This is a genomic window from Coleofasciculus sp. G2-EDA-02 (assembly GCF_040226375.1).
Taxonomy (GTDB): domain Bacteria; phylum Cyanobacteriota; class Cyanobacteriia; order Cyanobacteriales; family Coleofasciculaceae; genus Coleofasciculus.
Window position 1 is genome coordinate 15539 of sequence record NZ_JAVKEW010000222.1, and the last position, 17602, is coordinate 33140.

The window sequence follows — 17602 nt, forward strand, 5'->3', positions numbered from 1 at the left end:
ATTTTAGTCTTTATTGTTTTTTCATAGAAAAGTTTTGAGTCGTTGGGCTAAACTCTGAACCTGGGGTTCCATCATCATCGTGAAATGATTTCCTGGAACAATTTGAACATCTAACGATTGGGCAGAAAGCTGACTCCAGCCCCAAGTTGGATCTTGTTGAGTCATCACTTCATCGGGTAGAAAATCATCTCCTGGGTGAACTTCACTCCCTCGCAACAGGGTAATTGGGTTGGGATAAACCTGCGAGGGGACATATTGAGTCATGGCTTGCATATTGGCTTTATAAACCTGAAACAGTCGCCTCAATTCAGTTTCGCTAAATACCTGTCCCACTTTTTTCAAGGTTAATCGGAGCAGGTTGATTTGCTCATCCAAACTCAAAGAGTCAAGGGATGATGGTAGGTTTAAGTCTTGCTCTAGGGAGCGTTCAAACATCCTCGCGAGTCCCCTTGTATATTTGCTGTCATGCCAATGAATGGCATCTTTTTCCTGTTCGACAACAGGTACTTGAATATCCATAATTGCCAGGAGAGAAACTTCCTGCCCTTGAGCCTGTAACTGGTTGGCGATTTCAAACGCCACTTTACCCCCAAAGGAATGCCCAGCGATAAAATAAGGACCATGGGGTTGTATCTCTTGGATGGATTTGATCTGGTGAGCGGCAATATCAGCCATATTGGTATAGGGTTCAATGTCTTCATCCAAACCCAGCGATCGCAACCCATAAAACGGTTGCTCATTTCCCAGATAACGGGCTAGGGGTTCGAGTTGAAACACATTACCTAAAATTCCCGGCAGACAAAACAAGGGAGGTTTATTACCCTGGGGTTGAATCGCCACTAGGGTAGAGGTATGGGATAGGGTTGGGGTTGACTCGGCTAAATCCAGAACCGCTATCGCGAGATAATCAACCAGGGCTTCTAAGGTTGGATAGTCAAACAGTAGAGTCGATCGTAAATTACAGCCCAAATTTGTTTGTAGATAACTTCTTAACTCAATTGCCATCAACGAGTCTAACCCTAAATCAAATAACCGTTGCCCTAACTCAATGTTTTCCGGTTCCTTTAAGCCTAGAGTTTTCCCCACCAATCCTCGAACATGAGACATCAGCCAATCTCGACGCGCTGATGCCGGGATTCGCTCTAACTCTAACCTGAATGATGGCGTTGATTCCTCCGGTGTCGCCGCAACATTTGACATCAAATACTCATAGAAAGGCGGCGGTTGTTGAAATCCACTAAGCCATTTTGACCAATCGGTCATCGGTAGTACAGTCACTTGGGTGGCATTTTCGGCGATTAACCTACCCAGCACTTGAAACCCGTCTGAATTGGTAATCAAATCAATCCCTTGAGCCGCTAATCGCAACTGTTGCTCTTGGCTGAGTTTAGCCGCCATCCCCACGTCACCCCAAGCGCCCCAGTTTACACATAGAGCGGGTAGATTTAAGGCGCGACGGTAATGAGCCAGTGTATCCAGGAATGTATTGGCAGCGATATAGTTTCCTTGCCCCACCATTCCGGTAATGGATGCTGCTGAGGAGAAACAAATAAACAAGTCTAAGGGTAGATCTTTGGTTAATTGATGTAAATTCCAGGAACCTGCCACTTTTGGCGCCATTACCTTCTCAAATCTTGCCCAAGATTGGTTTGGCAGCACCCCATCATCTAACACGCCAGCGGCGTGAATAATCCCCCGTAGGGGTTGGGGACAAGCGGCGATTAAGTGAGCCACCTCCTCATATTGGGCGACATCGGCTTTCACTACTAAAATCTCTGCTCCCTGTTGCTCCAATTGGCGGATTTCGGCGCTAACGTCTGGTGAGGGGATGCCTCGGCGACTGGCTAAAACGATATGTTTGGCGCCTTCCTCAATGAGCCATTGAGCGGCTTTAATCCCTAAACCGCCTAACCCGCCCGTAATCAAATAACTACCCTCACCTCGGATTACGGTTGAAGATGGCGATTCTGACAGAGAAATGACAACTTTGCCAATATGTTTGGCGCCTGCCATATATCGGAAAGCCTCAACAACATTTTCTAGGGAGAAAACTTTCATCGGTAAGGGTTTGAGGCTACCCTCGGCAAACCCGGATAAGAGGTGAGCAAAGAGGGAAGGGAGTAAATCTGGGTTTTGCTGGTAGGCTTCTCCTAAGTCAAAGGGAAAATAAGCCGCATCGGGGCGCTGTTGCTGAACTTTCTGATTATCCCAGATATCGATTTTGCCGAGTTCGATAAATCGTCCATTGTGAGCCAGGATTTCAAAGCTTTTATCGATAAACTCTTTATTAAAGCTATTCAGAACAATAGTCACCCCTTGCCCCTGGGTAAGTTGTTTAATCTCCTCAGCAAAATCTAAGGTGCGGGAGTTCATGACATGATTAATCCCCATTGCCTGGAGAAACTCCCATTTTTTCGGGCTCGCCGTGGCAAAAATTTCGGCTCCCACCCGTTGCGCCAGTTGTACAGCCGCTTGACCAACACCGCCGGCGGCAGAATGAATTAAGATACTCTCACCGGCTTGAATCTTGGCTAACTCGTGCAGGGCATAGTCAGCGGTGAGAAAGGCAGCGGGAATCGTGGCGGCTTCTTCAAAACTGAACCCTTCCGGTTTGAGGGTAACCTGAGTCGCCGCAACGGTGACAAAACTTGCCAGACTACCTGTCGCCAACGCCATCACGCGAGCGCCTATCTGGAAATTAGAAACATTTTCCCCAACTGCAACAATTTCCCCAGCACATTCAAACCCAAAGGGAACCTCCCCAGGATGACTAATTCCTAATTCGTTTTCATAATACTCCCGCAGCATTCCCAGGGCATTGAGTACGTCTCGGAAGTTTAACCCCGCCGCCCGCACTTGAATTTCTACTTCATCAGCTTTGGGTTGACGGCGCGTTAGGGGGGCTAACTCTAGATTGTCTAAGATACCGTAACTCTCAAGTTTTACCCGTACTGGAGTCGGAGATCCCCCTAAATCCCCCTTAAAAAGGGGAACTTTGATAGCTGTTTTTTGAATGTGGAAACGCTTGAGTCGGGGGACATAACGCACCCCTTGACGATAGCCGATTTGGTCTTCATTATCATCCTCAGTAAACAGTTCATCGAGCAGCACTTCTACTGATGATGCCCTGTCTGCCGCCAATGGATCTAAGTCTAAACGCTTACACTGTAGTTCAGGATATTCTAGGGAAATAGCTTGACCTAAACCCCATAACGGCGCCTGGGAGACTTGCACAGGAGTCGAATCAATCGGTTTTGCCCCTTGAGTAACGAGCCATAAACGGGGGGATAGTTTCGCATTTGATAGGGCTTGCACCAGATGTAAGGCGCTACCTACACCTAGGAGTTGAGACGTTTGTAGTGAGTGCTTTAGCGCCTCCGCTTCCCCTTCCATACTCCACAAATGCACCACTCCTTGCCAGGAAAAGGGGTTATCTTTGAGCAGGCGTTGAAATTCTTGTGGCGCGGCGGGATTAATTTGATAGTATCCAGCGACACTATCTGATTTTGCTTCTAATTGTTGATATTTATCACCAGGAATCACCAGGGTACAGCGATATCCTTTTGCCAACAGACTCTGGGCTAAGGCTTCACCCATACCCTTCCCATCGGCAAAGATTAACCAATTTCCGGGTTCACTCTCTTGAGGGCGAGAAATATCCTGATTCGGTTGCCAAATCACTTCGTATAGGTGTTTCTCTAACTCGGAGCGGTGAGTGATATTCTGTTGATTGGCACGTCGTAGGCATAACCCAGAAATGAATGCTACCAAATTTCCCTGATTATCAAAGAGGTTAACTTCTGCATTCAGGATTTCCCCTGGGCGAAGCATTCGGGTTGTCAATTTTTGGTTATGAGGCAAGATTGATCTGCCCGAATGCTTCGCCCCTACACCCCCGAAATTCCCGACATTCCCGAAATTCCCGACATTTCCGACATCCAGGGTGGCATAACTCCACAACTGGCGACTCGGGGGACGGTAAACCTGTAGATGCTCTACAATGACGGGTAAATAGGTGCCCTCGGGTAAAATAGCGCCCAATAGATGCAGACTCGCATCTAATAAAGCTGGGTGTAAGGTATACTCATCGATTGCCTGCCAAACCCTGTCTGGCACCCGAATTCTACCCAGAGCCACTCCCTCCCCTTTCCAGAGTTGTTCTAATCCTTGAAAACTCGGACCAAAGTCGATATCCTGCGATCGCCGCTCTTGGTAAAATTGTTCAGGAACTATCTCTTCGGGACATTGCGCCTGCCAAGCGGCTAAATTAAAAGGTATCGGTTGCCCTACTCTGGGATTTCCCTCTCCCGACTTCCCGACTAAAATATCCCCAAAACCATGACGTATCCACGTCGGGTTTAGCGACGTTTCCCCAGCCGCCATCCGACTATAAATTTGGAATGAATAAATACAGCAACCGCCAATAGGATTAAAACAGGATGGATTTGTAGAGACGTTCCGATGGAACGTCTTCAGAAATGTGTTTGTCCTAACAGATGTATCTACTGCTATATTATTTCCTTTCGGCGTTAACACCAGTTGTAGGGTGTTTGATTCCGCCAGCACCAGGGGTTGCTCAATAACCACCTCTTGCAAGGTAATAGCTTTACCGGGGAACATTGTTTTCCCTGCGGCTAACGCCATTTCTAAATAGGCAGTTAGGGGTAGAATCGCCTGCCCCAAAATGCGATGATCTGCCAAATAGGTCAAATTCTCTCCATCTTGACTAATTTGGGATTGGAAGCGAATCTCTGATGTTCCCGCTAAATCCAATCGTTCACCCAGTAAGGGATGGCTCGTCGCAGGTGCTTTCGTACCACCGCCCCCTTTCTTGGGTTCAAGCCAATAGCGTTGTCGCTGAAACGGATAAGTCGGCAGATGTTCACGGCGACGCGGGTAGTCGCGATCAAACCCCGCCCAATTCACTGATATCCCATTCAGATACAGTTGTACCAAACTGGTTAACAGGGGCTGCCAATCGGCTTGGGGTGGGCGCCAACTCTGACTTTTCACGGAATCGGGAAAACCTCTCTCCATCCCCCCTTGCCCCCCTTTGAAAGGGGGGCAAGGGGGGTTAGAGAGAGGCTTTGAATTCTCCTCCTTCCCTGCAAAAAAAAGCGAAGCATCCTTTGCCATCTCCCGTGCAAAAGAAGCGAAGCATCCTCTGTCCTCCCCCCTCGCAGGGGGGAACGAGGGGGGTAGGGGAGAACGAGAGGGGTGGGAAGGGGGCTGGGGGGTTAGGTTTGATCTCGATTTTTCTAGATGACGTGAAAATTCAGGGCGCAAAGAAGGCAACCACAACCCCTCATTTTCGGGTAAACACTGACGCCCCATGCCTAGTAAAACGGGTTTGGGTCCAAGTTCGACGAATATTTCTACCCCCTGCTGTTCTAAACTCTGCATACTGGGGGCAAATTGCACCGGTTCTCGGATATGACGCACCCAATACTCGGCAGTAGTTATCTCATTTTGCGCCATGGCTCCAGTAACATTACTAATGAGAGTAATCTGGGGGGAACAATAGTTAACCTGTCGAGCAATCCGCTCAAATTCTGCCAACATAGGCGTCATTAATGGCGAATGAAACCCATGGGAAACGGTTAAGGGTTTCATTTTAATCCCCTCAACCGCTAAAGTTTCACAAATCTGATTAATTACATCCCGTTTCCCAGAAATTACCACACTTTCGCTGCCATTAATCGCGGCAATCGAGACATCGTTTTCATATCCTTCAATCGCCCCTTGCACCCGTTTCTCAGATGCCATCAGCGACACCATCGCCCCATCATCGGGTAAAGCTTGCATTAACTTCCCCCGGTGAGCAATTAAGTTCAACCCCTCTGCCAAACTAAACACCCCAGCCACACAAGCGGCGACATATTCCCCGACACTATGTCCCATGACAATATCAGGTTCTATGCCCCAAGATTTCCATAATTGGAATAGGGCATAGTCTAGGGCAAATAAGGCAGGTTGAGTATAAGCGGTTTGATTTAACTGGGTGGCTGATGAATTGTCCCCATAGAGTACCTCAAGTAAGGGGATTTCGAGTTGAGAACGCAGAATTTGATCACACTGTGCCAGCGCTTCCCGAAATGTCGGTTGGGTATCGTAGAGTTGGCGCCCCATATTCGGGTATTGAGAACCTTGTCCGGTAAATAAAAAGGCGATTTTGCCGATTTTTTCCCCAGGAGTCTCCTGTCGGATCATCTCCCCAGAAGCCTGAACCAATTGTTCTCGAAGTTCGGCTTTTGATGCTACCACAACCGCCCACCGATGGGGAAATTGTTTCCGCCCTACGTTGGCGGTAAAACATATATCGGCTAGTTCTACCTCTGGATGAGTATCCAGATAGGTGATATAGGCTTCCTTTAACTCCGACAAGGCTTTTTTTGTCTTGGCGGATAGGGTAAATATATGGAAGGGACGCTCTTTATTTCCTATTTCCTGTTGCCGATTCCCGATTCCCGATTCCCGATTCCCCATCCCCGGCGCTTCTTCTAACACGACATGAACATTGGTTCCCCCCATGCCAAAAGAACTTACCCCAGCGCGGCGTGGCACCCCATTAGTTTCCCATTCCCGGCATTTATTATTCACCCAAAATGGACTATTAGCAAAATCAATCCGGGGATTCGCTGTTTCAAAGTGCAAACTCGCCGGAATTACCCGATGTTTCAGTGCCAAAACTGTTTTAATTAACCCGGCAATTCCCGCCGCATTCGCCAAATGTCCGATATTAGTTTTCACCGAACCAATGGCACAAAACCCTTTTTCTGAAGTAGTTTCCCGAAACGCCTGAGTCAGGGCGGCAATTTCAATCGGATCACCCAAGGGAGTACCCGTACCATGGGATTCCACATAACTAATCGTACTTGCTTCAATTCCCGCCACCGCTAGAGCATCCGCAATCACCGCGGCTTGCCCTGCTACCGAAGGGGCGGCATAACTCACCTTTAACGCCCCATCATTATTAATTGCCGAACCTTTAATCACCGCATCAATTTTATCCCCATCCGCGATCGCATCCGCCAATCGTTTCAGCACCACGATGCCTACACCATTCCCAAACACGGTGCCTTGTGCCTCAGCATCAAAGGCGCGACAATGCCCATCGGGGGAAAATACAGCCCCTGGTTCATAAACATATCCCGTCTTTTGGGGCAAACGAATCGCCACTCCCCCAGCTAATGCCAGATCACATTCCCCACTCAGTAAACTCTGACAGGCACTATGCACCGCCACCAATGCTGTAGAACAAGCGGTTTGAATAGTTACACTCGGTCCAGTTAAATTCAGTTTATAAGACACCCGCGTCGGCAGAAAATCTGGCGCTTGTCCGATTGTCATCTGCACATCGCTCATGGTTTCTAAGAAGGAGCGATTATTACCATACTCTCGACTGGAACAAACATTATTAGTGAAGTAAGTATTAATCCCGCTACCTGCATAAACCCCGATCGCGCCGGGATATGTTTCCGGATTATAGCCCGCATCTTCTAAGGCTGTCACCGCACATTCTAAAAAAATCCGTTGTTGTGGATCAATGATTTCGGCTTCTCTGGGAGAATAGCCGAAAAAGTCGGCATCAAATTGGTCAATCTCGGCTAAAATTGCCCCAGCTTTCACATAGTTGGGATTTTGTCGCCACGTCGGATCAGCCGGCACTAATTCCTGATCAGACAACTGAGAAATAGATTCCACCCCATCCAGCAAATTCTGCCAAAATGTGGGAATATCCTTTGCCCCTGGAAACCGCCCCGCCATGCCAATAATTGCAATCTCCTGATGTTCTACCCTTCGCCTCATCCCTTGACGGCGATGGAATGGGTTTTCTGCTGACGGCGTTTGGCTCAAATGCTGGGCTAAACGGCGAATCGTGGGATACTGAAATAGGGCAACCACAGATAACTCTGAACCCAAGCGTTCGACTAATTGTTTATGCACCTGAATCAGGAGTAAGGAATTGCCACCCAAGTCAAAAAAGTTATCGTTAACCCCCACTTGATCTAACTGCAACACCCCTTGCCAAACCTGAGCAATCTCTTGCTCAATCTCGGTTCCCGGTAACACTAAATCCGTGGCTAATGCTGGGCGCGATCGCTCTGGTGCTCTTAATGCTTTTTTATCTATTTTCCCATTGGCATTCAGGGGCATTGTCTCCAGGATGACAAAAGCCGAGGGGATCATATAATCCGGCAACTGCTGTTGTAAATAGCGACGCAATTCCGGTTCTAATTTACGAGCTAGTTTTCCCTTCAGGGGATTATTGGTGTAATCTCTCCAAACGGAAGGGATAAAATTCAAAGCCTCTCTCCTCGCAGGAGAGAGGTTTGGAGAGAGGTTTTCCCGAACCCGTGAAAAGTCAGGTAGTTGTTTCTGTACGATGTCTGTTTGTCGTAGCAGGAACACATCATAGCAATCTGCCTGAGCGTTTGACTGATTCACATAAACGGTATAGGGAAACGCCTGACTCAACTCCCACCACGCTTCCGGTTCAATACCCTTTCCTTGCCAACTCTGTAGGCGCGATCGCATCTCACCCACCGTCACCGTTTCTGGGTTATTTTCCCTGAGCCATTCTACCAGTTTGATCTCTGCTCCTAACCGAGGATTGGGAATCCTGTTAATGCTTAATCCTTCTGGCAGATTCTCCTGGAGAATCTGCCGAATTTGGGGCAAACTCAACCCCTCTTTTTGCCAATCCAACCCAGTAATGTCTAGAGGAGAACCCGTCGGGTTTTCAATATGCAGAATCACATCGTAACGAAATCGGGTTAATTCGTTATGAGAGCGCCCCCGCTTGAGTTGAATTTCGACGTGACTGATGCGCTCTAACTGTTCTCCTAGCGCCCAGAACAAGTCTGGATCAATCACCAATTCCTCTTCATTATCGATACTTTTTTGCACACGTTGGCGCAACTGTTCTTTCGAGAGATTATCCAGCGATCGCGCCAATTGTACCGAAGCATGAAACGCGGCTAATAACGGCAAACTCCGGATATCCCCAACAAAAATAAACCCCCCCGGTTTAACCACCCTTGTCGCCTTCTCCAGCACATCAATTAAATAATCCGCACTGGGAAAAAGCTGAATCACCGAATTAATAATAACGGCATCAAACGACTGAGGTTCTATCCCGGCAAAATTATCCGCCGCTCTCTGACATAACTCCACCTGCTGCCAATTTCCTGGCAACCTTGCCATTTGCCGCGCCACATAATCCAGGGCTTTTTGGGAAATATCCGTCCCCAAATACTTAGCACAGTTTGGCGCAATTCTAAACAAAAGCATCCCCGTGCCGCAACCAATCTCTAAAACACTCTTTGGCTCATACGAACGAATGCGTTCAACCGTAGTTTCTACCCATTCGTGCATCTGTTGAGCGGGAATTGGTTGCCCCGTATAACTATCATTCCAACCGATAATATTAAACGTTGGATCATCCTGATCCGGCGCCCCATCCCCTTGGCTGTAAATCGCATTATCCACCTCCTGCCATTGAGCAATCTGTTCCGCTTGCGCCGCTAAATCCGCCTCCTGATCACCGACAACATACGCCACCAACCGTTTATCTCCCGGCGTATCTTCCCTCGCCATAACCACCGTTTCTTTAACCTGGGGATGATGACTTAAAACTGCCTCAATTTCCCCCAATTCAATCCGAAACCCCCGAATTTTTACCTGCTCATCGGTTCGACCCAAAAATTCCAGGGTATGATCCGGTAAATATCTACCTACATCCCCGGTTTTGTAAAGTCGGGGGAATTGATCATCCCCAAACGGATTCGGAATAAATTTCTCCTCAGTTAAATCCGGACGATGCAAATAGCCTTTAGTGATACCCGCTCCACCAATATAAATTTCTCCCGGCTGCCCCATCGGCACAGGGTTAAGATCGGGATCAAGTAAATAAATTTGAGTAGTCCTGATTGGACGACCAATTGGCACTTGGGTTAGCGTTACTTGGGGTTCGCATTTATAGACACTCGCCCACACCGTTGCCTCAGTCGGACCATATTCGTTATAAAGAGACGTATGAGTTAACTGTTGATAATGCCGGGGAATCAAGTTCGGCGGACAGGCTTCTCCGGCAACAATAACTGCACGCAAAGACGCCAATTTTTCCGGTGCTGATTGCTCTAAAAGTAAACGATATAACGAAGGTAAACAAAGTAAATGAGAAATCCGCTGCTGTTGAATTAATTCCGTTAATTCCCTCGGCTCCTGGTGAAAATTAGGCGGCGGAATCACCAGAGTTCCCCCCGTACACAAAGTCCAAAATATCCCCGCCACAGAGCTATCAAAAGCAAAGGATGAAAGTAATAAATAAGCCGTTAAGGGTTCCCGGTAATAGTCAAGGCGAGCCGAAGTTGAATGAACCAGATTTTGGTGGGTAACTAACACCCCTTTGGGTTGCCCAGTTGAGCCAGAGGTGTAAATAACATAAGCTAAGTTATCGGGTTTTGCCCGATGGCTGGGATTGCGATTACTTGCCTGGGAAAGGGTTTCCCCATCCCTATCGAAACAAACTAAACGTACCTTACCCTGGGGAATCCGGTTTACCCATTTCTGTTGGGTGAGCAGTACCGATGGTTTAGCATCTTGTACCATAAAAGCCAGACGTGGCTGGGGATAAGCCGGATCGAGGGGGAGATAGGCGCCACCAGCCTTAAGAATGCCCAAAATTCCCACAACTATATCTAGCGATCGCTCCATGCAGATACCCACCAGCACATCAGCGCCGACACCGAGAGAGAGCAAATAATCGGCGACTTGATTACTGCGAGCATTTAACTGGGCGTAGGTGAGTTGTTCATTAGCAAACGCGATCGCGACAGCATCAGGAGTCTGCAGCACCTGCTTCTCAAACCACTGATGAACACAGTGATCCTGGAGCTTGTCAGTTTCAGGTTTTTTGGGCATAGTTCTGGCTGGCTATTTCCGTGAGCAATAAGGTTTGGCTTTGGTTCTAATTACAGCCTTCATGAATAAATTTCCACTATACAACGTTTCCGGGTTGGGTGAAAAGCCTTTGTAAAACCCGCCCCTACACCCCTGTTTTCTCAAGGGCGGGTTTAGTCAACTTAAAATTCAGCGCTCAAGGGTGTGCGGGGGAAGGGAATCACGTCTCGTATATTTCCCATCCCCGTCATAAACTGCACTAATCGCTCAAATCCTAAACCAAACCCCGCATGGGCAACGGTACCATAGCGCCGCAAGTCTAGATACCACCACAACTCCTCTGGATTCATCCCCTGATTCTTGATGCGCTGCTCGAGGACATCCAAACGTTCCTCCCGTTGGGAACCGCCGATAATCTCCCCAATCTTGGGTGCTAGCACATCCATGGCGGCGACGGTTTTGCCGTCATCGTTCAAACGCATATAGAATGCCTTGATCCCGATGGGGTAATCGCTGACTATAACAGGTTTCTGAAATAGTTCCTCTGCCAGATAGCGTTCGTGTTCCGACTGTAAGTCTGTCCCCCACTCAACAGGATACTCGAACTTGCGGTCAGCTTTTTCTAATTGCGCGATCGCATCCGTATAGGTAATTCGTTCAAACTGATTGTTGATAATATTTTCCGCCGTGGCTAGAACGCTATTATCAATCCGCTTATTGAAAAATTCCATGTCTTCAGGACAGTTCTCTAGTACCGAGGAGAATACATACTTGAGAAACTCCTCCGCCAAATCCATATCGCCCTGTAAATCACAGAACGCCATTTCCGGTTCCACCATCCAAAACTCGGCTAAATGGCGGGAGGTATTGGAATTTTCTGCCCGGAATGTCGGACCAAAGGTATACACATTGCCAAACGTCATCGCCATCACCTCAGCTTGCAGTTGCCCACTGACGGTAAGGTAGGCTTGGCGTCCAAAGAAGTCTTGACTAAAATCGACCAATTGGTCTTCGGTTTTGGGAATATTGTTGAGGTTTAGGTTGGTTACTGTAAACAGTTCCCCCGCCCCTTCACAATCACTCGCGGTGATAATTGGACTGTGAATCCACAAAAAGCCTCGTTCCTGAAAGAATTGGTGGATCGCATTAGCACAGGCGTTACGCACCCGTAGTACAGCACCGATGGTATTGGTACGCGATCGCAAATGTCCAATGGTTCGCAAGAACTCAAAGGAATGGCGTTTTTTCTGTAGCGGATAGGTGGCGGGATCGGCTTCACCATAAACCTGAACCGAATTTGCCCTCAACTCAATCCGTTGTCCTTTTCCTGGAGATGGCACCAATACGCCAGCAACTTCTACAGACGCCCCAGTGTTGATCTGCTGGAGAATCGCTTGATAATCCGGTACGTCAGGATTGAGGATGACTTGCAAATTTGCCAAGCAGGAGCCATCGTTAACCTCCATAAAGGCAAACTCTTTGAGTTCTCGTTTCGTGCGTACCCAGCCCTGGATGGTTACATTTTCATCCGGCTGACCTGTGCGTAAAAGTTGTGCGATCGGTTTTTTTTGCATAATTTTGCCAGTTTACCAAAATCAGTCACTCCGGGCTTGCCCATACCTGGACAATTAATTCAGCTTTTTTTAGCGTCAGTTGAATGGAGAATACAGTTGGGGATCAATGTAAAACAATATAGGAGCAATTATTTTTGCGAATGAACGGGGGATTGGTCATGACTGGGAAATAGATATCTCCACTGCCTTGGTGTGGATCAATCCTTCAGGCTCTGCAATGATAAATCCGGGCAGATTTGGCGGTCTGTTAACTATTTTGAAGGGTTTGGGCGTCAATTGGCAAGGAAAAAAGGGCGACCCGAGACAATTGATGAGCCAAGGGCGACCCGAGACAAGTGAGCGGATGGGGTTGTTAATTGATGCGGGCGGGTCGCCCCTACCGATTAACCTGCACAAGATTTGAGCAACCAGCCGATCACAATACCCAGTCCCCCGAAGCGAACGGCTTGCCAAAAGGGTTCTTGAAAAGCACTCCAGGAAAAAAGTTGGCTCTCTAAATTCAGTTCAATGGTTTCAAGCTGCTCTTGAATTTGCCGGAGTTCAGCTTTCAAGGCGGGTTGGTTACGGATTTGACGCCCAGAGCCTCTAATTTGCTCGCGACGGTGCTGAAGCTGGGCTTGTCGCTGCTGATCCCGTTGGACTTGTGCATAGCGCTCTTTGAGAGCCAAAAGCGATCGCTCAACCTCAGATAACGCTTGCTCAAACTCTTCAGCATCTGGATTTTGCTGATTGGGATCAGAATCAGCACTCATAAGAGAATAGGGACCGGATCAATCAATGGGTGAAAAAAAATAGATACAATCAAACACAAGACCCCAGGCGCTTCAGCCGTGGGATTAGCTTAACAAACTTATACCTAGACCGATGCAATATACTAAAACCGATAGTCTCAAGGACGCCAGTACCCTGGAACTTGCCCAAGCCTTGGCAGAACGTTTAGGGATTACACCCCAAGATTGGCATCGATTAAAGTCAAACCGCCCAGCTAGAGCCAAGGAGCAAGCGGCGGCGGCTTTAGTCTTTTTGCTCAAAGAACAGCCAGAGGAAGCTCTAGCGCGGTTGCGTCAGGCGTCAGGATGGCTGGATCGCTCGATCTGTGCCCCCCCTTGCCCGACCCATGGAAATCGCGATCGCTAGGGAATCAAGGGTAACCTTGATCGACTCTTCATGTGTTTGCACAGTCGCAGTTCAGTTCCCTGAGGATTCCAGTGAACTTGATCAAAAATGTGGTAGAGCAGGCATAACCCTCTACCATTTTCTGATTCATCATGGGGCAAACTCTCGTCAGCATCCCCTTGACGACAAGGCGGAGAAAAGCCGGAGCCTTGATCTGAGATGATCCACCAATATTCGTCATTGATGACACTAAAGTGAACCATTACGGTCTTACTTGGGTCTAAATTATTGCCGTGCTTTGCCGCATTTACTAATGCCTCTTGGAGTCCGAGTCGGATCTCCGGTCGCCACTTGCGCGGAATTTGTTCCACAAGTATGTCGAGAATTGGGCAAAGGTAAAGGGTAGAAGCAAAGCTAATTGTTCCCCAGTTGCGTTCAACTGGGCGCAAAGATGATACAGCAATCACTTAAAAAACCCCTAGCTTTTCGTTGGTGGACTGGATACATGACACGGTCTATAGCCGCGTTTGTCGATCTCATTTTTCTCAAACCAGACTCTCCACACTCAGGTATGAGTTATCATAAAGGTTCGTCCAGATTTTGTATACTGACACCCTAATCGTTGAATTCGCTGATCTAAATTTTGTCGAATCCTCATGCTCAATCTTGAGTTTCTTGCTACGTCAGCAGGTTGGTGAGCTTCTTATGGTTGTGGTGAATAATTTCAACTACTGCCCATTGATTGATTGGTAGATTGTGGTATTATAGGTCAAATTTGCCTCTCAGGGGGTAGTTTTTCTCTGAATTAGTAATGACAATGTACTTTATCTACTATTGTATCCAAACTCTCATTCAAATACCAGAGCTGTGTCTTAAATGAGGACAGATAGGGGATTCGTCATTCGTCATTTGTCATTCCTCCTTTGCTCCCCCAGATTCCAGACGTAGCATTCTACGTCTCTACACCGTTGCCTCCCTCATCCCTCCTGTTTTTCCAGGAAAGCCGCGCACTCAACGTGAGGGGTTTGGGTAAACAAGTCCGCCGGTTGAATGTAGGTTAATTGGTAGCCGCCCGACTGACAGAGACGTTTAAGATCCCGTGCTAGGGTGGCTGGCTTGCAGCTAATGTAGACAAGGCGTTGAGGGAGAACTGAAAGCAGGGTTTCAATGACTTGGGGATTGCAGCCCTGGCGTGGTGGGTCAAGTAATACGATATCTGGAGCGATCCCCAGTTGCGGCAGCACGGTTTCCACAGTTCCTGTCTTAAACGTGACATTGGTAATACCATTAGTCTGGGCATTAAGTTGGGCTTGCTCCACGGCTGTCCCTTGCGCTTCGATCCCCAATGCTTGCTGCACCTGTTTGGCTAAGGGTAGGGTGAATGTACCAATGCCACAGTAGGCATCGACCAGATATTCAGTTCCTTGGAGTGCCAGCTTTTGCCGAATGACATTAAACAAGGCTTCTGCTGCTTCGGTGTTGACCTGGAAAAAGGTATCAGGTCTTAATTGGAACTCTAAATCCGCGAATATCTCCCGCAGATACGGTTGACCTAGGACACAATGGGTTTGAGTGCCGAAAATGGCATTGGTACGGTGGGGATTCACATTCACACAAACACCCACCAGCTTAGGATAGCGATTGAGCCAGGTTTGGGCTTGAGTTTCCAGATTGGTTAAGTTGGCATCGGTTGTGACTAGAGTTAAAAGCATTTCCCCGGTTCGGCGTCCAATCCGGAGTGACAGGTGACGTAATCGTCCTTGATGACGGCTTTCGTTATAGATTGACCAACCTTGTTGCTGAATATCCTGCTTGATTTGGGCTAATAGGGGATTTAAGCGAGCATCTTGAACGGGGCATTGATTCAGGTTAATCAGTTGATGGGTTCCTTTCTGGTAATACCCAGCTTGAACTTGACCCGTTGGCGATCGCTGCATCGGATAGGTGGCTTTGTTCCGGTAAGCTAAGGGAGAATCAGTGCTTAAAATCGGGGCGATCTCGATTGAGGTGAAGCCGCCGATACGGGTTAACGCTTGCTCTATCAGATTTTCTTTGACTGATCGCTGATACTGGGGATCAATATGCTGCCACTGACAACCGCCACATTTATCCGCCACGATGCAGTGGGGGCGGATACGATGGGGAGAGGGTTCGAGAAGTTGATGGAGTTTCGCGATCGCGTAATTGGGTTTGACGCGCACAAGTCTGACTCGGACATGATCCCCGGTTACCGTATCAGGGACAAAAACGACTCGATTCCCCAACCGTCCGACACCATCGCCACTATCATTTAGGTCTTTGATCGTCACTTCCACCAATTGACCTTGTTGCCACTGATCCGGGGAGACGGGAGGATGGGGGGACAGGGAGACAGAGTGATCCATAAAATGTAGATTTGTGAATACTTTTCGATCAACTGACTTTATTTGTGGGGTCTAGAGTCGCTAAACTACAAATGTTATCTAAGTTAACCAAATAAGATGAGCGTAGTTAGCCAAGTTATCCTCAAAGCCGACGACGAGCTGCGATACCCCAGCTCCGGTGAACTGATGGGTATTAAAACCTTTTTGCAGACGGGTGAGCAGCGGATGCGTATCGCTTCCACCCTAGCAGAAAATGAAAAGAAAATTGTTCAGGAAGCGAGTAAGCAGCTATGGCAAAAGCGTCCTGACTTCATTTCACCAGGAGGCAATGCTTATGGGGAGCGCCAGCGATCGCTATGCCTACGGGACTACGGCTGGTATTTGCGATTGATTACCTACGGTGTTCTGGCTGGAAACAAGGAACCGATTGAAAAAATTGGTTTGATTGGGGTCAAGGAGATGTATAACTCTCTCGGCGTCCCTGTCGCCGGAATGGTTGAATCGATTCGTTGCCTCAAAAATGCTTCCTTGGAATTGCTGAGTCAGGAAGATGCTATGGAAGCGGCTCCTTATTTTGATTACATCATTCAATCGATGTCCTGACTCTTGACAAGGTTCTTGGTCATCAGGTTACCTCAGGATTGGTGATTCGGGATTCGGGATTCGGGATGGGGAAGCGTTTTGATCATAAGATTCCCAATTGTCCCAATCACCGCCTCATCTCACCAATCCTCAATAATGTATTGACAAATACTTGATGATCAAGTATAAAAAACCGACAGTCTCTATGGGGAGAATCTGTCGGCTGTTTGTGTGTTCCCTATTGATGACTCGGCTAGAGTTCAGTCATTAGCTAGTATGCAAAATTAACCCGCCTGAGGATTGCGATCTCGATCAGCGATTGGTTGTGAACTTGATCGTAGCCAATTGTCCTGTTTGCTTGTGAGGCGAGATGAGGAGAATAAATTGGCGTCTTCCCCAACACTAACGGCGATTACGCCAACCGAGGCTCTGGTGGCGCGGTTCAGCTAAAATGGTGGAATAGATTTACGGTTAAATTGGGCACCATCCTTTGCGCCCCTAAAGTTTTCAGGCGTAAGCGTCATCCACTAAATTCGGTGTGCCACGCCACTAGGGCTATGTTGTTTGTCAAAAAACTGCCTTGGACTTCCTTATCGATCTTGTTCGCCACCCATTGCGTCTTTGGCTGGTTGATCGCGGCTTCAAAGTTAATCGCAGATGCAGATAGACCTTGGGTGTTGTGGCTGATGGGGGCAATATATATCGTGTTTATCGATTTAGCCCTAACTGCTCCACTTACGCTGATTCAGAGCGTTTATAGCAGTTGGCTCAAGTCAGATACCCGCGCTTTTATCTCCGTGATTGTGGGCGCTTTTTTGGCAGTGCTGATTCTGTGCTGGATACATGTTTTTGTCCGGATTCTGGTGCTGCTATCAGCCGGGGCGTTAGTGCGGTTAGATTTGCAAGTTGCCAACTTTGGCGAATGGCAAGCTTTCAGTGTGTTGGTTGTCTTTTCTCTGGTTGGCTATGGGTTAGGCATAATCGCACAGCAGATCGTGAGCAGTATGTTCTGAAGTGTCCTTTGTTTGCTCCCTCGCCATAGTTCCACGCCTTATGTCTGGA

Annotated in this window: 8 protein-coding genes; 3 read left to right on the top strand and 5 right to left on the bottom strand. The window is 48.0% G+C overall.

Annotated features, from left to right (window positions below; genetic code table 11):
• Positions 1–21 precede the first annotated feature (21 nt).
• The 3 genes from RLO19_RS25910 to RLO19_RS25920 all read right to left on the bottom strand — a co-directional run bounded on the left by RLO19_RS25910 (position 22) and on the right by RLO19_RS25920 (position 13231).
• Positions 22–10926, bottom strand: a complete 10905-nt coding sequence (locus RLO19_RS25910) for an amino acid adenylation domain-containing protein (RefSeq protein WP_446360273.1) — start codon at positions 10924–10926, stop codon at positions 22–24.
• A gap of 161 nt (positions 10927–11087) precedes the next feature.
• Complete coding sequence (gene asnS / locus RLO19_RS25915; protein WP_446360274.1) at positions 11088–12479, bottom strand: asparagine--tRNA ligase; 1392 nt, start codon at positions 12477–12479, stop codon at positions 11088–11090.
• 383 nt (positions 12480–12862) lie between these two features.
• The gene (locus RLO19_RS25920; protein WP_446360275.1) at positions 12863–13231 is read right to left on the bottom strand and encodes a DUF2203 domain-containing protein; all 369 of its coding nucleotides are present in this window, start codon (positions 13229–13231) and stop codon (positions 12863–12865) included.
• Positions 13232–13343: 112 nt separating this feature from the next.
• Here RLO19_RS25920 and RLO19_RS25925 point away from each other — a divergent pair, with 112 nt between their 5' ends.
• The gene (locus tag RLO19_RS25925; protein ID WP_446360276.1) at positions 13344–13616 is read left to right on the top strand and encodes a DUF6439 family protein; all 273 of its coding nucleotides are present in this window, start codon (positions 13344–13346) and stop codon (positions 13614–13616) included.
• Here the strand turns inward: RLO19_RS25925 and RLO19_RS25930 are convergent.
• Together RLO19_RS25930 and rlmD are read right to left on the bottom strand one after the other, a co-directional pair.
• A complete protein-coding gene (locus RLO19_RS25930; RefSeq protein ID WP_446360311.1) occupies positions 13613–14059 on the bottom strand; it encodes an ATP-binding protein in 447 nt (148 codons plus the stop codon). The genes RLO19_RS25925 and RLO19_RS25930 overlap by 4 nt on opposite strands.
• A 513-nt stretch (positions 14060–14572) precedes the next feature.
• A complete protein-coding gene (gene rlmD / locus RLO19_RS25935; RefSeq protein WP_446360277.1) occupies positions 14573–15979 on the bottom strand; it encodes a 23S rRNA (uracil(1939)-C(5))-methyltransferase RlmD in 1407 nt (468 codons plus the stop codon).
• Between the two features lie 96 nt (positions 15980–16075).
• Here rlmD and RLO19_RS25940 point away from each other — a divergent pair, with 96 nt between their 5' ends.
• Together RLO19_RS25940 and RLO19_RS25945 are read left to right on the top strand one after the other, a co-directional pair.
• Positions 16076–16561 (top strand): allophycocyanin, encoded by a 486-nt coding sequence (locus RLO19_RS25940; protein WP_446360278.1) that lies wholly within the window; start codon positions 16076–16078, stop codon positions 16559–16561.
• 578 nt (positions 16562–17139) lie between these two features.
• Positions 17140–17553: a hypothetical protein gene (locus tag RLO19_RS25945; protein ID WP_446360279.1), complete on the top strand. Its 414-nt coding sequence runs from the start codon at positions 17140–17142 to the stop codon at positions 17551–17553.
• Positions 17554–17602 lie beyond the last annotated feature (49 nt).